Source organism: Anabaena lutea FACHB-196, assembly GCF_014698305.1.
Lineage (GTDB): Bacteria > Cyanobacteriota > Cyanobacteriia > Cyanobacteriales > Nostocaceae > Anabaena > Anabaena lutea.
This window is the reverse complement of the sequence record NZ_JACJST010000005.1, coordinates 196,132-217,957: the sequence shown is the minus strand read 5'-3', so window position 1 is coordinate 217,957 and position 21,826 is coordinate 196,132. Positions and strand designations below refer to the sequence as shown.

At 40.6% G+C, this 21,826-nt stretch carries 18 protein-coding genes; 8 read left to right on the top strand and 10 right to left on the bottom strand.

The window, feature by feature from the left end; translation table 11 throughout:
- Window positions 1-930 precede the first annotated feature (930 nt).
- Window positions 931-1,986 carry a glycosyltransferase family 4 protein gene (locus tag H6G59_RS07980; RefSeq protein ID WP_190713166.1) on the top strand — a complete coding sequence of 352 codons (1,056 nt, stop codon included), beginning with the start codon at window positions 931-933 and terminating at the stop codon, window positions 1,984-1,986.
- Between the two features lie 26 nt (window positions 1,987-2,012).
- On the opposite strand, the gene H6G59_RS07975 is transcribed toward H6G59_RS07980, so the two are convergent.
- Window positions 2,013-5,228 carry an efflux RND transporter permease subunit gene (locus H6G59_RS07975; protein WP_190713164.1) on the bottom strand — a complete coding sequence of 1,072 codons (3,216 nt, stop codon included), beginning with the start codon at window positions 5,226-5,228 and terminating at the stop codon, window positions 2,013-2,015.
- A 15-nt stretch (window positions 5,229-5,243) separates the two neighbouring features.
- A complete protein-coding gene (locus tag H6G59_RS07970) occupies window positions 5,244-6,590 on the bottom strand; it encodes an efflux RND transporter periplasmic adaptor subunit (RefSeq protein WP_190713162.1) in 1,347 nt (448 codons plus the stop codon).
- Window positions 6,591-7,035: 445 nt separating this feature from the next.
- On the opposite strand from H6G59_RS07970, the gene H6G59_RS07965 reads away from it, so the two are divergent.
- From H6G59_RS07965 to H6G59_RS07955, 3 genes are all read left to right on the top strand, one after another.
- On the top strand, window positions 7,036-7,572 hold the full coding sequence (locus H6G59_RS07965) for a phycobiliprotein lyase (protein ID WP_190713160.1): 537 nt from the start codon (window positions 7,036-7,038) through the stop codon (window positions 7,570-7,572).
- A gap of 412 nt (window positions 7,573-7,984) precedes the next feature.
- Window positions 7,985-8,317 carry an RNA recognition motif domain-containing protein gene (locus H6G59_RS07960; RefSeq protein WP_190713159.1) on the top strand — a complete coding sequence of 111 codons (333 nt, stop codon included), beginning with the start codon at window positions 7,985-7,987 and terminating at the stop codon, window positions 8,315-8,317.
- A 341-nt stretch (window positions 8,318-8,658) separates the two neighbouring features.
- A complete protein-coding gene (locus tag H6G59_RS07955; protein ID WP_190713157.1) occupies window positions 8,659-9,774 on the top strand; it encodes a radical SAM protein in 1,116 nt (371 codons plus the stop codon).
- 66 nt (window positions 9,775-9,840) lie between these two features.
- Here the strand turns inward: H6G59_RS07955 and hpnI are convergent, their stop codons facing one another.
- Window positions 9,841-11,001: a bacteriohopanetetrol glucosamine biosynthesis glycosyltransferase HpnI gene (hpnI, locus tag H6G59_RS07950; protein ID WP_190713155.1), complete on the bottom strand. Its 1,161-nt coding sequence runs from the start codon at window positions 10,999-11,001 to the stop codon at window positions 9,841-9,843.
- Here hpnI and H6G59_RS07945 point away from each other — a divergent pair, their 5' ends adjacent.
- A complete protein-coding gene (locus H6G59_RS07945; RefSeq protein ID WP_190713143.1) occupies window positions 11,002-12,630 on the top strand; it encodes a cyclic peptide export ABC transporter in 1,629 nt (542 codons plus the stop codon). It abuts the gene before it with no gap.
- A 34-nt stretch (window positions 12,631-12,664) separates the two neighbouring features.
- Entirely contained in the window at window positions 12,665-13,036 is a 372-nt protein-coding gene (locus tag H6G59_RS07940) for a DUF2237 family protein (RefSeq protein ID WP_190713140.1), read from the top strand.
- A 5-nt stretch (window positions 13,037-13,041) separates the two neighbouring features.
- On the opposite strand, the gene hpnK is transcribed toward H6G59_RS07940, so the two are convergent.
- The 3 genes from hpnK to H6G59_RS07925 form a co-directional block, all read right to left on the bottom strand.
- Window positions 13,042-13,947, bottom strand: coding sequence for a hopanoid biosynthesis-associated protein HpnK (gene hpnK, locus H6G59_RS07935; protein WP_190713115.1), 906 nt, complete (start codon window positions 13,945-13,947; stop codon window positions 13,042-13,044).
- A 181-nt stretch (window positions 13,948-14,128) separates the two neighbouring features.
- Complete coding sequence (gene hpnJ / locus H6G59_RS07930) at window positions 14,129-15,589, bottom strand: hopanoid biosynthesis associated radical SAM protein HpnJ (RefSeq protein ID WP_190713113.1); 1,461 nt, start codon at window positions 15,587-15,589, stop codon at window positions 14,129-14,131.
- Window positions 15,590-15,704: 115 nt separating this feature from the next.
- Complete coding sequence (locus H6G59_RS07925; RefSeq protein ID WP_190713110.1) at window positions 15,705-16,268, bottom strand: Uma2 family endonuclease; 564 nt, start codon at window positions 16,266-16,268, stop codon at window positions 15,705-15,707.
- A gap of 169 nt (window positions 16,269-16,437) precedes the next feature.
- Here H6G59_RS07925 and H6G59_RS07920 point away from each other — a divergent pair, with 169 nt between their 5' ends.
- Window positions 16,438-16,578, top strand: coding sequence for a hypothetical protein (locus H6G59_RS07920; protein WP_190713108.1), 141 nt, complete (start codon window positions 16,438-16,440; stop codon window positions 16,576-16,578).
- 445 nt (window positions 16,579-17,023) lie between these two features.
- The gene (locus H6G59_RS27570) at window positions 17,024-17,155 is read left to right on the top strand and encodes a hypothetical protein (protein WP_277924621.1); all 132 of its coding nucleotides are present in this window, start codon (window positions 17,024-17,026) and stop codon (window positions 17,153-17,155) included.
- Window positions 17,156-17,272: 117 nt separating this feature from the next.
- Here H6G59_RS27570 and H6G59_RS07915 read toward each other — a convergent pair whose 3' ends face one another.
- The 4 genes from H6G59_RS07915 to H6G59_RS07900 all read right to left on the bottom strand — a co-directional run bounded on the left by H6G59_RS07915 (window position 17,273) and on the right by H6G59_RS07900 (window position 21,752).
- Window positions 17,273-17,611, bottom strand: a complete 339-nt coding sequence (locus tag H6G59_RS07915; protein ID WP_190713106.1) for a type II toxin-antitoxin system PemK/MazF family toxin — start codon at window positions 17,609-17,611, stop codon at window positions 17,273-17,275.
- Window positions 17,598-17,822, bottom strand: coding sequence for a ribbon-helix-helix domain-containing protein (locus tag H6G59_RS07910; RefSeq protein ID WP_190713104.1), 225 nt, complete (start codon window positions 17,820-17,822; stop codon window positions 17,598-17,600). The genes H6G59_RS07915 and H6G59_RS07910 overlap by 14 nt, the downstream gene beginning before the upstream one ends.
- Before the next feature lie 274 nt (window positions 17,823-18,096).
- Complete coding sequence (locus H6G59_RS07905) at window positions 18,097-19,806, bottom strand: diflavin flavoprotein (RefSeq protein WP_190713102.1); 1,710 nt, start codon at window positions 19,804-19,806, stop codon at window positions 18,097-18,099.
- 197 nt (window positions 19,807-20,003) lie between these two features.
- Complete coding sequence (locus tag H6G59_RS07900) at window positions 20,004-21,752, bottom strand: diflavin flavoprotein (protein WP_190713100.1); 1,749 nt, start codon at window positions 21,750-21,752, stop codon at window positions 20,004-20,006.
- Window positions 21,753-21,826 lie beyond the last annotated feature (74 nt).

Below are 21,826 nucleotides of genomic sequence, written 5' to 3'. Positions count from 1 at the left end.
GGAGTCAGGAATCAATTTTGACCCTTGAAACCGTGAATTTCGAGTTTATTTTCCCTAAACTCGTCATTTTCTCGTCCTTATTATAGACAGGATTTACGCAAAACCGAACGAACGTAGTGGTAATTCATGAACTACTACTACGCAAGAATCAGGTTTTCAGTTATATTTTGCGTAAGTCCTAATAGAGGTCTTTTGGTAAGGTTTATGGCTTTCTAAACATTTTCTCAAACTTAGGTTAGATATAAACACGCGGATATAACTGCACTATAGCAAGTTTCAACCCATCTTTGTTATCCGGATAAAGAGTCGGTTACGAAACAACATGAGCAAATTTTGATGTTTGTTATCTTATTTTGTGCGCCTAACCCACCCTATCAAGCTGTAGCAATCTCCGTCCGCAATATATCTAAATTTTTCTCAGTTATGACACCAAAATAGTTTTCACTGATTGCACTATCAGAGAATATGGGGATGAGTTCAATTACATTTATAAAAATATAAAAAATAAAATCAGGCTGTATATAATCGAGCAGAAATAAAGATTGCAATAACCTAAAACTGATGAATAACATTAACTTTGGCAGAAGAAGAAAATAAGGATACTTGTTTTCTTTTCGATTGTGCTTATTTAGTTCAGATCAGCGGATGTAATGAATTACGTCCAAATGTTTAGGCTACAGATTTGAAAAAATTTTGTAGCTTGATTTTCCACTAGTACAACACGGCGTAAGTTAAGCAACAATTAAAAATACTGAAAAAGCCTGTTTAATCTACTTTTTTCATTTTTAATTGTTAATTCCGAGAAAGCGGTACTAGAAGTATGGTGGGTTTATTTCCTGCATGACATATAATCTCATATTAAATTACATAGTTATCTTTATTTGTGCCTTTCTACTTAATTAAAAATTTTCAACACCAATTTCCAAGATTATGAGAATTATCCATATATTGAATCATGTTCAAGAAATCGGTAATGGCATTGTCAATGTAGCTGTAGACATTGCCTGTTTACAAGCCAAAAATGGTCATGATGTCGCTGTAATTTCCGGTGGGGGAGAATATGAAACATTATTATATAAATATGGTGTCAAACACTACGAAATAGACCAAAGTCGAAACCCAATAAATATTATTAAAGCAGCGAGGGCTTATGGGAAAATTGTACAACAGTTTCAGCCCGATATTGTTCATGCTCATATGATGACTGGGATAGTTTTAGCAAGTATCTTGAGACTAAGAAATAGGTATGCTTTAATTTCCACAGTCCACAATGAATTCCAGCGTTCTAGTTTGTTAATGGGTTTAGCAGATAGGGTAATTGCTGTTAGTCAGGCTGTGCAAACTTCAATGGTGCGACGTGGTATTCCTGAGAATAAGTTACGGGTAGTACGCAATGGTACGTTGGGGAGTCCTCGCACTCGACAAATATCAGATTATCAACCTTTAAATTTACAACATCCTGCGATCGCAACTGTAGCGGGAATGTATAAACGTAAAGGTATCACCGAATTAATCGCTGCTTTTGAGCAAATTGCCCAGGATTTCCCCACAGCGCATCTTTATCTAGTGGGAAATGGTCCCGATATAGAAATGTTTGCAGCACAAGCACAAGCCACTTCTGTGAGCGATCGCATCCATTTTGAAGGATTTCAACCAGAACCGCAAGGCTATTTACTCTCTTGTGATATTTTTGTTCTTGCTTCTCACCGTGACCCATGTCCTCTTGTGCTTTCAGAAGCCAGGGAAGCCGGGACTGCTATTATTGCTACAGAGGTAGATGGCATCCCCGAAGCCTTAGATCATGGTCAAGCTGGCGTTTTAGTACCGGCTCAAAATAGTCAAGCTTTAGCTGAAGCCTTAGTTAAGCTATTAAGTAACCCAGATATTCTCCAAGATTGGAAACATCGGTCACAGGAAAATTTAGAGTCGCTCAGTATTGCCCGTGTAAATCAAGAAACAATGGCAGTTTATAGGGAATTGGTGTAGGGGCGTATTGCAATACGCCCCTACTTTTACTGATACTTCTTTTTCCAAATCCGCAGCCTAATGTATATGGGTTTTGCCCAACGTCCACCGATTACATCGTGTAGCAAAGTATAAAAACAGGGAATTATAAACAGCGTTAGCAACGTTGCTAAAGACAAACCAGAAAATACGACCACACCCAATGGTTGGAGAAATTCTGAACCTTCTCCAATTCCCAAAGCGAGAGGGAACATACCTAAAACAGTCGTAATGGTTGTCATTAAAATCGGGCGTAAACGTTGGGGTGCGGCTTTTAAAATTGCGGTTTTGCGGTCAATGTGTTCTCGTTCCCGAAGTTGATTAGCTAGTTCCACCATAATAATGGCGTTGTTAACCACAATACCTACTAACAAGACCGCACCAACAACTACTGTTGCGCCAATGGCAGTTTCAGTAATATAAAGCCCAAAAATACCTCCAGCTAATGCTAGAGGAATAGTAAACAAAATTACCAAAGGGTCTACGAGGGAATTGTACTGCACAGCCATGACGACAAAGACTAAGAAGATAGCTAATCCTCCTAACACTTGCAGCGAGTTTTGTAGTTCTTGATTAGATTCAGCTGTCGCACTGGGTAAAAGACTCACCCCTTGGGGGAAATTTGTACTGCTGAGGACTTGATCTACCTGTTCTAATGCTTTAGTTAGGCTTGCTCCTTCTGCCAAATTACCCGCAATTAGGAAGACTTGACGCTGATTAATCCGTTGAATTTCTCCTGGTGCTTGGGCTTCGGCTATTTTTGCTACATCACTCAAACGGATTTGTTGATTACCTTCCACAAATAAAGGTAATCTCTCTAACTGAGAAGTTGATTGTACGGAAGCTTCGTTTAACTGTACTCGGACATCAACTAAACGGTTATTGCGTTGTAGCTGGGTGGGTATACTACCTTCAATTGCGGTCTGGATTGTGTCTCCAATATCTTTGGTGTTTAAACCAACTTTTGCAACTCGTTCCCAGTCGGGTAATATCTGAATTTCTGGTTGACGCGCATCTGCCTCAGGACGGAATCGGACTGCGGTGGCTTTTTGTTCTAAATTTGCTAATAATTCCCGACCGGCTTGTTCCAAAGTGTTGGAGTCATTCCCTTGGAGAATGATGTCAACATCAGCGTTACGGACAGGAGAGTTGTTGAGAATTAAACCCCGCACTTGACCAGGGGTGATACGGAGACGAATATCTACTAAGTTAAGCTTGCTAAACTCTTTGGTGACACGTTCAACATAAGTCTCTACGTTTGAGCCTGGTTTGAGGGTAATGTTGCTGGAACTTCGCAGAGGGTTAGCACTGCTATTGTTACCAAAGAGAAAACCACCAACTGTAGAAAATACATATTCTGTTTCTGGCTGTTGACGGAGAATGTCATCTACAGCTTTCATGACTTTTTGGTTAGTTTCTAAGGGTATACCGGGGGGAAACTGGGCAATTAAGTTGACTTGTCCGGTATTGATACGGGGGAGAATTTCTTGGGGAAGTTGAGGCGCTATCCACCAACTACCACCACCTAATAAGATAATTGTGATCGCAATTGTCAACAATCTCCACCGCAATATCCCACTTAAAAAACTGCTATAAGCTCTTGTCGCGGCCTCAAAACGGCTATTAAATACCCGCAGTGGCCAAAAATTATTGAGGGAACTGGAAAAGGGTAAACTTAATAAACGCGATGTCAGCATAGGAACAACGGTAACGGCGATTAAAATTGAAGCCGCTACGGAAAAGCTGATGGTGAGAATTAACTCGTTGAAGAGTAATGAGATAAAACCACCGATTAATAAAAATGGCAATACTGCAACTAAATTAGTACTAGTGGAAGCGACTAAAGCTGATTCTACTTCTCGGCTGCTGTCTTCAGATTGTTGAATAATTGATGCAGCTGATAATTTTGAGTCTTGATTGCGAATTTTTACTTGACTAATTCCCTCAGCTATGTTTTCTAACATGACGATGGAATTATCAACCACAATTCCCACGCCTAATGCTAAACCACCTAAGCTAAAAACGTTAAGTGACAAGCCAAATAACCCCATTAAGATAATTGCTGTCAAAGATGCTAGGGGAATGGCGACAACAATAATAAAGGTTTGACGTAAAGAACCCAAAAAGAGTAAAACTGCGATCGCTGCTAAACCTGAGCCAATTAACCCCGAAGTGGTCACATTAGCTATAGAATCACGGATAAATTTGGATTCATCTAAGGTAGCCGTGAGAGTTGCTTCTTGAGGAATCACACCCCCTTTTTGCAGTTCTGCTAAACGTTTTTTCACGCCATCGACAACGTTGATGGTGTTAGCATCTGGTTGTTTTTGAACGCTGACTTTTACCGCTTCTTCGCCATTGAGAAAAACATAGACTCGCTGTTTTTCTGACCCATCAATAACTTCAGCAAAGTCTCGCAAGTAAACACGGTTTTTGATATCAGAATTTGGCGCGGATACTTCAAAGGAAAGATTATTAAGTTCATCAGCACTTTGGAAGCGTCCCACAGTCCGGGTTAAAGCTTCTGAATTTGTTCCTAAAATCCGACCACCGGAAATATCTTGGTTGCGGTTTTGGAGTTCATTGAGTACATCCGTCAAACCCACACCAACGGCTTGGAGACGGTCTAAATCAATATTTACCCTGACTTCTTCTTTCACTCCTCCCGATACACTGACCCCAGCAACTCCCTCTACCACACCCAATTCACGGGCTAGTTCTTCTTCGGCAAAAACTCGTAAATCAACACCTTTAAGGGTGGGTGAAGTGATCGCAAATTCATAAACAGGTAATTGGGAAGGATCTATTTTAAATACCCGTGCTTCTTGAATATTATCTGGTAATCGGTTTCTAGATCGGTTAAAGGCCGCTGTGGCATCATTGAGGGCTTGGTCAATATTTCCTCCCGGTCGAAAGTATAAATCCAAACTAATTTGACCTTCACGGGTTTGGGAAAACACCTGAATTACACCTTCAGTCGCGGAAAAGGCTTCTTCTAAACGTTTGGTGACTTCATCAACTGCTACTTCTGGTGAAATTCCTGGGGCTTCTATCCGCACCCCAATCCGGGGATAGGTAATAGATGGTAACAAATCTACAGGTAAACGAATGATGAAAAATACGCCCATGACGATCACAGCCAAGGTGAGCATGAGTGTACCAATGTGTTGGCGGATAGAAGTTGCACTGATACTAAAACCGCTGTTAGTGTTTGTTGTTTGCATTTTTCAAGCTTGTTGTTATTTTTGTGACAAAATTGATAACTTCACAACTGCGCCATCTTTTAATGGCTGACTACTGCGAACAACATAACTTTCTCCTGGTTGTAAGCCAGACATAATTTCCACTTTACCGTTTGCTGTTTTCCCTAAAGTTACGGTTCTTTCTTTGACCTTGGGTTTACCATCTTTTTCATCCACGACAAATACTGTGCCATTGTTGTCTTCTCGTTGTGTTTGTCTTTGGAAATCATTAATTGCTGTTTCTGGAACCACTACTCGCTGTGGTGTTTCGGTGTCAAAATTGACTCGTGCTAGTAGTCCACTGCCAATTTTTCCTCCGCTGTTGGGAATCACTACTTCTATCGGTACTAAACGGGCTGTACTATCAGCTGTTGGAGAAATGCGAGTAACTCTACCCATGATATTTGTCTCCGGAAAAGCATCTAATCGCACTTGTACAGATTGTCCAACCTGAATTTTTCCTAGTTCTAATTCAGAAACTTGAACTACGACTTTAATCCGACTGAAGTCACCTATTTTTAAGACTTCGTTACCTGGTTGGAGGAGATTACCTGGTTCTGTAACTTTTTCTGTGACTATACCAGTAATGGGGGAGATTAAGCGGGAGTATGAACGGCGTTCTTTAGCACCAGAAACTGCTGCTTGCTGGGCAAATACTATACCTTGGGCTGCGGCTACAGCTTGCTTTGCGGTTCTGACTTGTTCAATGGTGGCTTGTAGGGCTTGGGCTGCGGTTTGAGCTTTGGTTTGAGCTTGTTGGGCAGCTTGTTCGGAAATTGCGCCTTCTTTCAATAATTTTTGTTGTCTTTGGGAATCTGCTTTGGCTTGTACTACTTCTAAACGCGCTTTTTCAACTTCGGCGTTTGCATTACTTACCTGGGTCATGGCCCTTGCGACTTCTGATTGACGGGCGGCTAGTTCTGCTTCTGCTTGCTGTAATCCGGTTTTGAGGAGAACATCATCTAATTGGCTGATGATTTGTCCTCGTTGGACTGTATCTCCAACATCTAGATTTAATGCTAGTAGTCGCCCTTCTACTTGCGATCGCACTGAAACTATCCGATATGCTGTGGTGTTACCTATATATTCCGGTGAGGGGCTTAATGAGTTTGTCTGTGCGATCGCTACATCTACAGCAGTCTCACTGTTACCTCTTTCTCTACCTCCGGGCTGTCTAGATTGAGCTTCGGCTGATTCTTTTGGTAGTGACCCACAACTCCCTGTCAACATTGCCAGTCCCAACATACAAGTCATTAATAATGTTTGTCTGTTCATGACTGGGGTGGCAATTAAGGTCGTTGGTATTTTCACCTGTTTTTGCAGCTTTTTTCCATCCAAAATCATGAATTTTTCTCCTATTTGGGAGTTTTTACAGTTAAACAACCGTTTATGAGCAAACTATTTTGCATAAAATAAATCACAGAAAAACAGACGATATTTAATCTTTTTTTCCGCAATTTTTGTAGTTAAAATCACTATTTTTGCTCAACAAAAGTTTCAAAATCCTAATCTATATGAAATCATAAAATTAGTATAAATATTTTTCGGGAAATGGGTAATAGGAAATTAGTCATGGTTAAAAGCGGTCAAAAGGCAGATAATTCTTAATTCTTTCCCTTTTTCGTATTTCCTCAATCCAAAAATTTGTCTCTAAGGCTAGTATTTCTATGATTTTGACTATATATTAAGAATATTAAACAAAGATTGATTTTTGAGCCATTGTACTCATAGCCAGATTGGTGAGCAGATTGACACTACAGCGACTCTATCTATGTAAGGAAGGTAAAGAGTGACATCATCCCTGAAAATTGTCCAAACTACCAATGAACAGCAGATTGCGGAATTTTTCCAAGCATCAGTAGGTGAGTGGCGATCTGAACGGCGATATTACACCCTACCCCAGGGAGAAACCAAAGAGGTGGAGAGTCTAATCACCATCCGGTTTTTAGAACAGGGTTGTGAGGAATTGCACAACCTGGCTCAGTTACATGATTTGTCCAAGTTAGAAATTTTGACCTGTGGTGCCCAAGTGAGTTGGGAAAGTACCGATGTACTAAAACCCGGAAAAGAATCGCAGGGCTGCACGCTGTTTGGTGCTTTGGGAAATATCTTGTACCGCGATCGCGGTTTCGCTACAACCAAACCAGTTACGGCTCAATATTATTTCTCCAATTTCCAAACCCTGTCTTTGCGAACTGAGTACAACAGTTCCGTCTTTGAGGAAGAAATCAAGCTTATTGGCAGCAAATACCGCACCAGACAGAGTATCATTTCCCGTGCTGGTGAGCAGTTGATGATTGGTCAATATTTGGAAAAGCGAGTATAACTCTATATCAATTCACTTAATTAAAGCTACAAATGAATCTCCGCGTCTATCTGTCTCAACCTGAAAGTGAAACGGGATTAGTTGTTGCTGTCGTTAGAGTTGAACTTAATACTGTGTTGCTCTCCAACACATTACTTTTAGTCAGCAGGGGAGAGCAATAGGTCGGTTTTGCCTAAAATAATGATGCAATTTGTAGGCTGGAGAGCTTCTCAAGAGGGGAAATAATTTTTTACAAAAAATTTACAAAAATTTCCCCCAAAATTCTGGCTGGTGTGTCATTATAAAAAGGTGAGACTTGATTTGGCGGCAGTGTGTGTTGTTAGTATTGATAGGTTTTTCCCTTTTGGTATTTACAGACTTCTCTCCAAAATCTAAATCTCTACACCCGATGGTTTTGGACACAAAGTAATCTATGTCAGTTTACGTAGGCAATCTTTCTTACGAAGTTACACAGGACGCTCTATCAGCTGTATTCGCAGAATACGGTACTGTTAAGCGCGTGCAGATTCCCACCGATCGGGAAACTGGCCGTGTTCGCGGTTTTGCTTTCGTGGAAATGGGTACAGATGCAGAAGAAACAGCAGCTATCGAAGCTCTTGATGGTGCTGAATGGATGGGACGTGATTTGAAAGTTAATAAAGCCAAGCCCAAGGAAGACCGTGGTGGTTCCTTCGGTGGTGGTGGCGGCGGCGGACGCGGCGGCTACGGCGGTGGCGGTGGTGGTGGCGGTCGTGGTCGCTACTAAGTAGCCTCCACTCAGCTAAATCACCTAACCCCCTAAATTACATAAAAAAGTAACCTATTCCGGCAGTGGAGTGGGTTACTTTTTTTATAGCGATCTCTTAGGGAACTCTTCACAGGGTTGAAACTCTTGTTTTATATGGCTTTGTTCTTAAATTTTGTACCTCCTGGAACCTGAAATCTGCTGTAAATTATTCGATTTCACCGAATCAAAACGACTTTTCCTCGCTCTGCACCCTTAATGTGCAAACTAGATGTGTAACAGCTTAATATTGATTTTTAGGCTCAAAACTATAGGTATTAGTACATTTACTCAATAAATTATCAAATTACGAGAAAAATTTTATGTCAAAAAGTAGCCCGGTTTTAGGTGCAAAACGGCGTTCATTTTGGGAACTTGCTCGACAAGGATTACTGGATGGGGGGCCTTCGACTTGTCAATTTGCTATTACCAGTGTGTGTAATGCCCGTTGTGGGTTCTGTAGTTTTGCTGTGGATAAGATGCCGATAGATGAGCGGCATTCTGTCACATTGGCACAGGCAAAACAAGCGGCGGAAATTCTTTACCGGAATGGAGTCTATTTTCTTATATATGTGGGTGGTGAACCAATGGCTCATCCAGATTTAAATGAGATGATTGCTCATGCTTCTAGCCTTGGTATGGCAACGATGTTGGTAACAAATGGCTCACTGCTGACACCAAAACGGATTGATGAGTTAGCTGATGCTGGGTTGATGAGTGTGATTATTTCTATTGATGCGGCTGAAGCCCAGAAACATGAGCAAAACCGGGGACTTAGAGGAGTATGCGATCGCATTCAAGAAGCTAATACTCATTTCCAACGACGCAATATCAGTACTACAGCTTCTGTCACTATGAGTAGATTGATAGAAGATTATAATCAACTACCACCTTTTTTGAAGTCTTTAGGGTTTGACAGTGTCACTTTCTCCTATCCTCTAACCACCCTTGGCTCATCCTATCTTGGTTATGCCGAATCGGACTTAGTCAACTACACTGCGGAGGAATTAAATCAACTTTTTGAAACTGTCAAAGCCCTAAAACGCGACTTTGCGGTTGTCAATCCTACCGCCTCTATTGAAGATATGCAGCGTCATTTACGGGGAGAACCAGAGCAATTTGGGTGTCTTGGTGGCTGGAAATTATTTTATCTAGACTGGCATCTTAACCTTTATCGTTGCCACAACTGGGAGAAACCCATGTGTCATATCACAGAGTTTGATGGTTCCCAACGGGTGCGCGATGGTTGTACAGCTTGTATGATTGATTGCTACCGCGACTCTAGCGTCATGCAACATATTGGTGTGGCTGTTAGTGATGGGGTGCAAGCAGCAGCCAAGGGAAATCTGAAAGCGGCTTGGAAACATTGGTTTAATCGCCAAAATCTTGTTTCCCTGCAAGCTGTTTGGGAACAATCTACCTGGTTACGTCGCCTGTAAAAGCCTTGACGATGAAAATCGTCGTTCATATTCTATGTAGGGGCGGGGTTTCCTTGCCTTTACTCCCTATATAGAAATTACCACCAACTTACCCTCTGGAGTCAACTTCATTCGCTGTCCGCGCCATTCAATGGTGTTACCAAAAAAGCTGTAGCACCAGATGAAGAAATGCAGCAAGTCGCGTAGAGGGATTAGCCATAAAAACTTTTTGGCGATGGGATCATGCAAAACATTGACTCCCACAACCCAACCCATAACTAACCGCATTCCCCAGATAATAATTAACGCAGTCCAGCCGAGTATAGAACCACCGCTAGTTATCAACAACAACAAACTAGAAACTGTTCCGTAGGTAAAGACGAGTCCTAAATAACCCCAAGGACGAGAAACACGGATACACCTAGCCCAGCGGATTTGGCGTTTGATGGTATCGCTCAGGTTGCTAGTACCTAAAACATGATCAACTATATAATTAGATAATATGACTTTATAACCTGCTTGGGCTGGGAGGTAGCCAAGTTGAAAATCGTCAGCAAGATAATCTGCGATCGCTTTAAAGCCACCAATTGTTTCCAGCACTTGTTTACGAATGACTATCGTAGAACCGAGAGCAAATTTTATTCCTTCTAATTGATTGCTGACTAAAACGCCTGTATGAAAGTCTGTAGCAGTACCGATTCCGTCTAATGCGGCTACCCATCCCCTGGCTAAGGAACGATATAAGCAAGTGACAACACCAACACCTTGATCAGTTAGCGGTTGGATAATCTGTTGTAAATAATCTTTGTCAACACGAATATCACTATCAGCGATAACTAATATGTCATGTTTGGCTGTGGTGAAAGCATGGGCTAAGTTACTTACTTTCAAGTTTGTGCCAATAATTTCATCCTTGACAACTAAGCTAATATCCACATGGGGAAATTGCTGAATTAGCCTTTCTACAATTTCTATACTGGGGTCGATCAAATCCCTTACCCCGAAGACAATCTGGTATTCTGGGTAATACTGCTGACAAAATGAGGCTAGATTGGTGTAAGTCTCTTCATCTATTCCACAAAGTGGTTTGAGAATGGTTAAAGGTGGATGAAATTCGGGATTGACGGGAGAGGGAAAACGCCGAAATGCGATCGCCGCATAAATCCCGTAACAGTAGAATAAAACTGCTGATAAACAAAAGGAGGCAGTAACTAAAATGGCTGACAACTGATAACTGACAATTCGCACATGAATGTAATTTACTTTCTTCTACGTTCTTCTTGGGTGATGGTAGCGATCGCCATCTTTACCGGTTTTTTGAGTGGTGCTAGTAGTGCTGGACTAATTGCCCTCATTAGCAGTGGCGCAAATCAAGAATATACTTTACCTTTAATATCCATCGCTTGGGGATTTTTGGCTTTAGTAATTATCGCTCTGATTACCAGCATCATTACACAAGTAATGCTAATTCGCCTCTCTCAAAATGCAATTTTACAATTAAGAATGCGCTTGAGTCGGCAAATACTTGCTTCTGAGTTAAGTCATCTGGAACAAATCGGAAATTCTCGACTATTAGCAACTTTAACAGAAGATGTCCAAGCTGTTGCCAATGCTGTATATATAGTACCTTTTATGTGCATTGATTTAGCAACTGTTTTGGGTTGTTTGGTTTATATCACCTGCCTATCTTGGTTAGTATTATTAATGCTAGTTATTTTAATGGTAGTGGGTATCGGTAGCTGCCAATGGTTGTTAAATAGAGGAGCGCAATTATTAGCCCTTGCCCGTGAAGATCAAGATTTACTATTTAAGCATTTAGCAACTATTACAGATGGCATCAAAGAACTTAAACTTAACTATCAACGCCGTCAAGTTTTTTTAACAAAAAATTTACAATCAACTGCCAGCCAATTTCGCCGTCATAATATTGATGGTTTGACTTTATTTGCGGCAACTACTAGTTGGGGTAAGCTGCTGTTTTTTTTCGCAATGGGTTTTTTATTATTTGCATTACCTAAATTTTTGCCTATCAGTCCTCAAACCCTTTCCAGCTATATTCTAACTTTCACTTATTTGATGTTGCCGATGGATAATATTGTTAGTAATCTTCCTCAAATTAGCAAAGCCGATATAGCCTTACAAAAAATAGAATCTCTAGGTTTATCTCTAGGTAATCGGGCAGAAATCTCAACATTACCGCATCCTATTCAATATTTCTGGCAAAGTTTACAACTTCATGGTATTACCCACACTTATTACAGAGAACAAGAAGATAACAACTTTATTCTTGGTTCAATTGATTTGACGATCTATCCTCAAGAAATAATATTCATTGTTGGTGGAAACGGTAGCGGTAAATCTACCCTAGCTAAATTAATTACTGGATTATACATTCCTGAAAATGGAGAAATTGTCTTTGATGGAGAATTAATTAATGATCAAAATCGTGAATGGTATCGCCAACATTTTGCCGTTGTTTTCTCCGACTTCTATTTATTTGAAGAACTTTTGGGTTTAGAAAATAGCGCTCTAGATTTTGAAGCGAGAGAATATATTAAAAAATTACAATTAGACCATAAAGTAAAAATTGAAAACGGGCAACTTTCTACCACAGCACTTTCTCAAGGACAGCGAAAGAGATTAGCTTTGCTAACAGCTTATTTAGAAGATAGACCAATTTATTTATTTGATGAATGGGCAGCAGACCAAGATCCCATATTTAAAGAAATATTCTATACTCAGTTATTACCAGAATTGCGAAAAAAAGGTAAAACCATCCTAGTAATTAGCCATGATGATCGCTATTTTCATCTAGCCGACCGCATCATTAAACTAGACTACGGTAAAATTGAGTATAACAAGGAATATTGCCTTTAAAATTTATAGTTATAGGATAACATTAGGATTAAATATGGCAGACGCTAAAAACGTATTAGGAACAAACTTAGAAATTTGCTGCACTTCTCCCATGACAGGGTTTTACCGCGACGGGTTTTGTACAACAGGTGGCCAAGATATGGGAATGCACGTGGTTTGCGCTCAAGTGACAGCAGAATTTTTAGAATTTACCAAATCTCTAGGAAACGACTTGAGTACCCCTTTTCCTGAATATAATTTTCCCGGTTTGAAACCTGGTGATTGTTGGTGTTTGTGTGCAGCCCGTTGGCAAGAAGCTCTTGAGGCTGGGGTTGCACCTCCAGTTGTCCTCTCAGCTACCCATGCTAGGGCTGTGGAGGTGTGTAATTTGGAAGATTTGCAAAAACACGCCGTCACTAAGAAATGAAGATTTTAGTTGTATTTGAGTGCAGATGACGCAGCTACTGAATTCAACTTTACATAATTCGTCAACTCAAACCCATTCACCACCAACGCCTCACGCACACGTTCACTCAATAACGCCCCAAGTTCGATTTCACCTCCTGGAGTATTTAACGGTTCTCCAGCGTTAACTATTGCGGGGTGAGAATAAATTTCTATGAAATCGGCTTGAATTTGCGGTATCAAACCTAGTAAATATTCTTCTGTAACATTGCTAGTTTGTAATAAGCCATAAACTCGGTTAGCAAATTCAATATTATGAGCTTTTAATAAATTCTCACCATAACGGCGCAATTGTCCAAACACTACAGACCAAACTATTTTAATTAGTAAATTACGTTGATCAAGTTTAAGACTTTTTGCCAATTCTTCAGATGGTAAACGCATTAATTTAATATTAAATTCATTGGCTAAATCAACTAAAATCCCTAAAATCACAGGATGAACATGAAGGTGTAAATGTCCGTCTACATGAGAAAGCTGTAAACCTGAATCGCGGAATTTTTCTAATTGGGCGCGGATTTCTTGACGAAGTTCCTCACGGGTAGCTTGGTTAAATTGATAATTTAAACCTGCTTGGGTAGGATTATCAGAAAAGTTTCCATCTGAATCTACTAAATGGGGAATTTGTGAAGGTGGTAAAACTGATTTACCGCAAACCAACACCAGGTGTAAACCGACTGCTAAATCAGGATAATTTTTGGCCAGTGCGATCGCATCTTCGGCCGCATCACCACTTACCATTAAACTAGTACTAGTCAGCACGCCTTGGCTATGTGCTTGGATAATTGCTTGATTAACACCTTGAGAAAAGCCGAAATCATCACCATTGATAATGGCGAAACGACGATGTTTTTGTTCTTTTTCCTCAACCATTAATATCCATATTTGTCAATTTAATCTTGAATATCTACTCAAAACGGCTAAAAACCTTACTTTTTCATAAGACAAAAACCAAGTTTTAAAGCCTCTCCCCGCCACGGGGAGAGGTTTGGAGAGGGGTTCTTTCGATAAACTTTAAAACTTTTTAAACCTTCTCTGAAACGCCTCCACACTATTACACAACAGCTGTCTGATTTGCTTTAGCGTTAGCGACAGACTGGGTGCGACGTTCTTTCAAGTAAGAGAAAAACTCTCCACCTTCTCGCAGACGACGTACCAACATCTGTCTATCAGTCAACATTTCCCGAACAATGGGAATAATTGCTTTGGGACGGAAGTAGAATTTGCGATACATTTGCTCAACAGCATCTTCAATTTCTGCACTGGAAAGAGTAGGATATTGCAAAGTTGAGGTTTGAATCCCGGAAGTTGCGACTAATGATTCGTTCGCAAACCAACCGTTAGCCCTAGCTTGTTCATACAGTTCTGTACCGGGATAAGGTGCAGCTATAGAAACTTGAATTGTATGGGGACTGAGTTCGCAAGCAAAGCGAATTGTTTCTTCTACAGTTTCTTTGGTTTCAATCGGTAAACCAATGATAAAAGTACCGTGGACGGTGATACCGAGTTTGTGGCAATTTTTCATAAATTCCCGCGCCACTTCTAGCTTGATACCTTTTTTGATGCGGTTGAGAGTTTCTTGATTTCCTGATTCAAAACCCACAAGCAATAAGCGTAAGCCGTTATCCCGTAAAGTTTTTAAAGTATCGTAGTCTAAATTAGCGCGGGCGTTGCAACTCCAAGTCAGTTTTAGCCGCTTCATGTGTTCGCTAATTGCGATCGCTCGATGTTTATCAATAGTAAATGTGTCATCATCAAACATATACTCCCGCACCTTGTCCCCAAACAAGGCTTTGGCTTCTTCCATTTCCCTTCCTACCGCTTCTGGAGTTTTATGACGGTAAAGGTGTCCACCAATGGTTTGCGGCCACAAACAAAAAGTACATTTCGCTGGACAACCGCGCCCAGTGTAAAAAGAAATATAAGGATGCAGCAAATAGCCAATGAAATATTTGCTAATATCTAAATCACGAGCATAAACTGGCAGTACACTGGGCATAGCATCCCAGTCATGAATCAAAGCCCGCTCTTCATTATGGCGAATCTGGGAATTTTGGTCACGGTAGCTTAAACCCGTGATTTCTGACAAAGATTTACCTTCTGCGACTTCTTTACAAGTATAGTCAAACTCATTCCGACAGACAAAGTCGATAACTGGATTTTCCCGCAGTGTCTCTTCTGGTAATACCGCAACGTGCGCCCCCACAAAACCAATCTGCACATTTGGGTTTTGGGCTTTTATGGCTTCAGCACACTTGACATCATTAGCGAGGGAAGGAGTACTAGTGTGCATAATTACCAATTCATAATCTTTGGCAATTTTCAGCACATCTTCTACAGTTTGATTATGGGGTGGCGCATCTACCAGTTTACTACCTGGAACCAAAGCAGCGGGTTGGGCTAACCATGTGGGATACCAAAAGGAAGTAATTTCTCGTTTAGCCTGGTATCGTGAACCAGCACCACCGTCAAAGCCATCAAAGGAAGGTGGGCTGAGGAATAGGGTTTTTTTCATATACAATTTTTTAGTCAGGAACTGTATTTATATTTTCACAAGTCCTGCACAGCAAACTTTTCTAATTGGTACATTTTAAATTTATACTAAATAAGGCTAAAAACTCTCATGTTGTTTAAAGCTGTAATTCAAATCCATGTAAAACGTCTTCTCCAGAAAGTAGCGCGGGAAGTTGAACGATTTCTACAGGTTTTCCGAGTCGGTAAATTTCTGTTTGTTTGTCTTGGGGGTTAATTAACCAACCTAAACGCAAACCATTATCTATATATTCCTGCATCTTTTCTTGCAGGGTTTTCAATCTGTCTGATTTTGATCTCAGTTCAATTATAAAATCTGGTGTAAGTGGGGGAAATTTTTCCCGTTCTTCGTCTGTTAGTGCTTCCCAGCGTTCTAATTTTATCCAAGCTACATCAGGTGAACGTTTTGCGCCATTGGGAAGTCGGAATATTGTTGAGGAACTAAATACAATTCCTAATTGGGTTTGGTGATTCCAATTACCTACACTAGCATTTAAGTTTGCTTCTTGAATACCTTTTTCTCCTCCTGAACCTGGGAGAATAATCAGTTGTCCTGTTGCGGTGAGTTCTAGGTTTAAGTCTTTATTCGCCATACAGAGTTTGTAAAACTGCTCATCTGTAAGGTGAATTATTGGCGCTAGGTTTATTACATAGGTAGTCATAAATATGTATTTCGTTTACTGCTGTAAAAAAAACGAAATTTTTTTTCAAACCTTAGAAAGAGTGCTATACTGAAAAATACATATAAACAGCCAAAGCGCGCCTTGAATGCTATCGAGGCGCTGGTCGAAGTTATGGTTTATGTATAGCTCACCATCGAGGAAAACTAAAGTGATTAAACACTACGCTTTCGCCTTGGCAGCTTTGGCTTTAGTTAGCTATATCACTTTTAACTTAGCTACTACCGCCAAATATACAGATTCTACCTTCCAAAGAGTGGAATCTGTTGTTACGATTATCAAACAGAAGTAAAATCAGAACATACAATTACACAACAGTTCGATGTTTGTGCAAAAAACATCTGTATTATGTTGTTCGCTGTATCAGTCTTATTTAGTACGGGTGGGCTACTTGAATGAGTATTCTACCCGTTTTTTATTGACATATTTAATATAACACATACTTGACGATGATAGAGATAAAATTTTTTTCTCGTTACAGGATTTGTTGAATTATCGTAAGGTTCTTACAGGATTTTTTTCTCGTTCCTAGTCTCTGACTAGGAATGCAGTTGATGAGTCTCTGCCTCAACTACCACGACAAAATCGGGTAAAATGGCTTGTATGCTGGGTTTGAAGGCAGAGCCTTCTGGTAGACATTCCCAGCCGGAGTCTGGGAACGAGCAATTTACCAACGGTTTAATTATTTTATTTTTTTTACAAGCAAGGTTAGTAAGAATAACATAAAAATAAAATTTATGAAATATCTTTTTTATTTTCCTGCATATCGCATTTACATCACCTTTAGACATCTCCAAAAATGCGATGCTTGGGGGGAGGAAAGCGATCGCTATAATCTTAGGACTTACGAAAAAACTCTCAAACTCTGATTACTCCGTGTCCTCTGCGGTTCGTTTTTCGATTATTTGTGCGATCGCAATAAGTTTTTCGATAAAATGAGCTTTTTAAAGTAACAGTATTCATAGTTCATCTCACAAAATCGTAATTTACTCTAAAGAGAGATGTAATTTGAGCGCAGCATTCACTAATGCTATTAATTCTGTATTCAAACTACCCATAGCATCTCCTAAAATTCGCTGTTTAGAAATTGTGCGTACTTGCTGGGCTTGAACTTTAGAAGGTTTAGATAAACCACTATCTTCTGGATTTAGCAAAACCTCGAAGGGATAAACACGGCTAACGTTGGAAGTAATAGGTAAAATTGTGACTACACTAGCAGCATTATTATTAGCATCATTACTGACTATTAGAACCGGACGGCGTTTATCCATTTCAGAACCTACGGCTGGATTCAGATTAGCAAAGTAAATTTCACCACGTTTCATCTGTCAAGCCTTCCCCTGTGGTTAATTCCCAAGCTTCGTCAATTTCTGTTGATGCTTCTCTATATGCTTGTTCTAAGTCTTGATATCGCAGTAAATCTAGTGCTAACTCAATTACTTGAGAACGAGATTTACACCCTTTGGTAATTTTGTAATTCTCAACAAACTGTACTAATGGGGATGGTAAGGAAATTGAGATTTTTTCCGTTTGCATGGTATTGCCATCTGGTAATCTTATTTTTCTTACTTTAAAGTAGCATAAATAGTATTCTCAGGAACATCAAGAGATTTGTAGATATTTTTTCTCGTTCCCAGTCTCTGACTAGGAATGCAGTTGATGAGGCTCTGCCTCAACTACCACCACAAAATGGGATAAAATGACTTGTATTCTGGGATTGGAGGCAGAGCCTCCTGGTAGGCAATTAGTCCAAATGGGTAAATAAATTACCCCTCCTCGCTGTTTCGTGGAGGGGCTAGGGGTGGGGTTCTTAATAATAACTTGCGGATTTCCGATGATGTACAGCAGTCACTGCATCTTGATTTAACACTTTCCCATCATTAACAGTTGCATAAACCAACCAATGATCACCGGCTTCCATACGACTTTGGACAGAACATTCCAGGTAAGCTAAAGCACCGTTGAGAATAATACCGCCATTACTAGCTTCTTCCGTTGCTAAACCCGCAAATCTATCTTGTCCGGGAGTGTAAACCTTCATAAAATGCTTGCGTATCTCCCGACCTTCAGCCAAGATATTGACGACAAATTCATTACCAGTATGTGTGAGAGTTTCCATTGCTCGTTCTTTAGCTACCGCAATAGTTAAACCAGGAGGACTGAAACTAGCTTGTGTCACCCAAGATGCTAACATCCCTGTTTTCACTTCTCCTTGAGTAGCAGTAACTACACACAGAGAACCGACTATCCGACCAACTGCTTGTTCTACATTAGTTGCAGGTTGTTTAGCCACAACGGCTCTTTTTGCAGCGCGTTTTAGTGCTTGGGCGAAATCGGTTCCGGCTTCTTCGCAGGTTTGTAGGGTGACTTCGTTGGGTTTGAATTTAACGCGAATGGTGTCAAAACCAAATCTGTAACCTGCGTCTTTGAGTTTCCCTTCAATTAAATCAACTGCTTCCCCACTCCAACCAAAGGAACCGAAAACCCCAGCTAATTTATTATTTGTAGCGGTAGAAAGAACAATTCCTAAAGCTGTTTGGACTGGTGTGGGTGCGTGTCCACCTAATGTGGGAGAACCAATTACAAAACCGGCGCATTTTTCGATTGCGGCTTTGATTTCTTCGGGTTCGGTAAATTCGCAGTTAATTGATTCGACACTCACACCTGCTTTGGTTATACCACGTGCGATCGCACCAGCTAAAGTCGCAGTGTTCCCATAAGCAGAAGCATAAATCAAAGCTACCTTCATATCAGCATTGGTTTGCTGTTGAATCCATTCCCGATAAGAGTGGGTAAGTTCCTGTAAAGCGTACCTAACTAAAGGCCCGTGTCCAGTAGCGTATAATCTAATCGGCAAATCTGCCAATTTATCCAAAGCTGTTTCTACTTGTCTGGCGTGGGGAGCCATGAGACAATCGAAATAATAACGCCTATCTTCGTTAAAGACTTCCCAACCTTCATCAAATACTTGATCACCACAAATATGCGCCCCAAATAACTTATCAGAAAATAAGATTTCTGTTTGGGGATCATAAGTGCAAAGTTCATCAGCATAGCGGGGATTAGGTGTAGGAATAAATTGCAGATGATGACCTTTCCCTAAATCTAAAGTTTCATCTCCCCGCATTACCAGAATCGGTAACTCCTCATTTTCTAAAGCGGCACGTAAATTTTTTGCGCCTGGATTTGAACAGACAAAAGTAATTTGCGGGGCAATTTCCCGTAAAGCTTTTAGTGTCGCAGCCCGGTTAGGATTGACGTGACCAAGAATTACATAATCAACTGCTTTAATATCAATCCGTTGTTGTAAAGCTTGGAGATAAATTTCGGTGAAAGTTTCCCCCGGTGGGTCAATAATGGCAATTTTATCACCTTGAATGATAAAAGAATTTGCGGTTGTACCCTTAGCTAAAGCATATTCAATTTCAAATCTTAACCTAGCCCAACTGCGCGATCGCAATATTGTTGTATCTGTACCAATGGGCAATATTTGTACATCACGGGGTTTAGTATTTTGCATAATTTACTGATATTCGATTGATAATTCGTAATTTTTCTGGCTGTCTTAAATGATTTGTCAAAAATCTACTTTTCAGTGGTCGGAATTATAGCAATGGTGGGCAATGCCCACCCTACTGGGTAATTAATAATTGATAATTCGTAATTGGCTATTTTAAATTTCTCTTCAATTACGAATTACGAATTACGCATTACGAATTAATAATGGTTTCCGACTTTGCGGTGGTGAACTGCTGTCAGTGCATCGGGTTTTGATACTCTTCCGGCGTAAACGGTGCTGAATACTGCCCAGTGGTCGCCGCAGTCCATTCTGCTGACTACTTCACATTCCATGTAAGCTAGTGCATCACCTAAAATTGGCGCACCATTTTCTGCTGGTTGGGTTCTGACTCCTTCAAAACGATCTGCACCGGGAGGGAACCGTTTTAAGAAGTGTTTCATCAATGGCTGATAATTGCCTTCTTCGAGTACGTTGAGAACAAAGCGATCGCCTACTTGCATGAGTGATTCAATTGCTCGATCTTTGGCTACAGCGATGGAAAACCCTAATGGTTTAAAGCTGGCCTGACTTACCCAAGAAGCTAACATGGCGCTGGATACATCACCTTTTTTAGCTGTGATGATATATAAACCGCCGCTAATTCTCCCCAAGGCTTTATCTAAGTCAGCAGCGAGGGATTTCATGGCTTTGATGCTTTTGTCCCTTGTAACCCACTGTCCTAAGTCGGTTCCTGCTTCTTCGCATTTTTTGAAAGTGTTCTCTGTCGGTGTTTCCCGAATTTCAATTACGGGGAAAGCTACATTCAAACCCGCAGCCCGGAATTGATTTAATAGTGGATAAGTTGGTTCATCATTTCCACCACCGGTTTCAAAAATACCGATCGCTTGTTTTTCTTTGGCAGAACCTAAAACCGTACTCAAGGCAGCTTGAATTGTGGCATTACCAGATGCTGGAGGCATTCCCACAACGATACCTGTACAGCGTCCTACAAGCTCCCTTAACTCTTGTAAATCGACTGTTCCACCCAAATCGACCATTTCCACGGCTACGCCTGTTTTAACGATACCATTGGTGATGGATTGTGCCAGGTGATCGCTATACCCATACTCAGAAACGTAAAATACTCCAACTGTGGTTTCTGCTTTGGTTTGGCTTTGACTCCAATTGCGGTAACGTCCAGTTAATTCTTCAACATTGTGGGATAATAAGGGTCCATGTCCAGTAGCAATCATCTTGATTGCTTTTAATTCTGCCATCCGCTTCAAGGCAGACAAGACCGAACGGGAATTTGGCCCCATCAAGCAGTCGTAGTAATATCGAAAATCTTTTTCAATCGCTGCTAAATCATCATCAAAGGTGTTTTCTGTGCAGTAATGCAAGCCAAAGGCATCGCAGGTAAAGAGAATTTGGGTTTTGTGGTCAAAGCTGAAAATGGTGTCAGGCCAGTGTAAATTCGGGGCAATGACGAACTCAAATTCGTGTCCGTTTCCTAGATCAAGGCGATCGCCATTTTTGACAATTCGGCGTTTAAAGGGTCGATGTACCAAATCTTCTAAAAACTGAATTGCCACTTTAGAACCGACTACAGTAATCTCAGGAGCCATAAACAGCAAATCTTTCACTAAACCGCTGTGATCTGGCTCCGTGTGGCTGATAATTAAATAATTTATTTCCTCAGGATTGATTAAACCCGTGAGTGTATCAAAATAAAGCTGACGAAATTTTTCGTGAGACGTATCAACTAGGGCAGTTTGCTCACCACGGATGAGAAATGAGTTATAAGTTGTACCGTTTTGCAAACCAAACTCGATATCAAAGCGATCGCGATCCCAGTCCAAAGACCTAATCGCTGTCGTATCTTCAGCAATCTCTACAGTCTGTATGGTGAGCCGTTTTTGTGGGGCTGGGTTTTCCTGTCCTTCATGTTTATCGGTGAGCAATACCATAACTCCCCTCCTTGACAAAATGAGTATTTGTTCCTCTCACTTTATTGTGACACGGGTTGAATGTTAGTTTTTCT

What these genes read in the sequence shown, in the direction of transcription:
- H6G59_RS07980 (WP_190713166.1), top strand. Translation starts at nt 931, where the DNA reads ATGAGAATTATCCATATATTGAATCATGTTCAAGAAATCGGTAATGGC.
- H6G59_RS07975 (WP_190713164.1), bottom strand. Translation starts at nt 5,228, where the DNA reads ATGCAAACAACAAACACTAACAGCGGTTTTAGTATCAGTGCAACTTCT.
- H6G59_RS07970 (WP_190713162.1), bottom strand. Translation starts at nt 6,590, where the DNA reads ATGATTTTGGATGGAAAAAAGCTGCAAAAACAGGTGAAAATACCAACG.
- H6G59_RS07960 (WP_190713159.1), top strand. Translation starts at nt 7,985, where the DNA reads ATGTCAGTTTACGTAGGCAATCTTTCTTACGAAGTTACACAGGACGCT.
- H6G59_RS07955 (WP_190713157.1), top strand. Translation starts at nt 8,659, where the DNA reads ATGTCAAAAAGTAGCCCGGTTTTAGGTGCAAAACGGCGTTCATTTTGG.
- H6G59_RS07945 (WP_190713143.1), top strand. Translation starts at nt 11,002, where the DNA reads ATGAATGTAATTTACTTTCTTCTACGTTCTTCTTGGGTGATGGTAGCG.
- H6G59_RS07940 (WP_190713140.1), top strand. Translation starts at nt 12,665, where the DNA reads ATGGCAGACGCTAAAAACGTATTAGGAACAAACTTAGAAATTTGCTGC.
- hpnK (WP_190713115.1), bottom strand. Translation starts at nt 13,947, where the DNA reads ATGGTTGAGGAAAAAGAACAAAAACATCGTCGTTTCGCCATTATCAAT.
- hpnJ (WP_190713113.1), bottom strand. Translation starts at nt 15,589, where the DNA reads ATGAAAAAAACCCTATTCCTCAGCCCACCTTCCTTTGATGGCTTTGAC.
- H6G59_RS07925 (WP_190713110.1), bottom strand. Translation starts at nt 16,268, where the DNA reads ATGACTACCTATGTAATAAACCTAGCGCCAATAATTCACCTTACAGAT.
- H6G59_RS27570 (WP_277924621.1), top strand. Translation starts at nt 17,024, where the DNA reads ATGAAATATCTTTTTTATTTTCCTGCATATCGCATTTACATCACCTTT.
- H6G59_RS07915 (WP_190713106.1), bottom strand. Translation starts at nt 17,611, where the DNA reads ATGAAACGTGGTGAAATTTACTTTGCTAATCTGAATCCAGCCGTAGGT.
- H6G59_RS07910 (WP_190713104.1), bottom strand. Translation starts at nt 17,822, where the DNA reads ATGCAAACGGAAAAAATCTCAATTTCCTTACCATCCCCATTAGTACAG.
- H6G59_RS07905 (WP_190713102.1), bottom strand. Translation starts at nt 19,806, where the DNA reads ATGCAAAATACTAAACCCCGTGATGTACAAATATTGCCCATTGGTACA.
- H6G59_RS07900 (WP_190713100.1), bottom strand. Translation starts at nt 21,752, where the DNA reads ATGGTATTGCTCACCGATAAACATGAAGGACAGGAAAACCCAGCCCCA.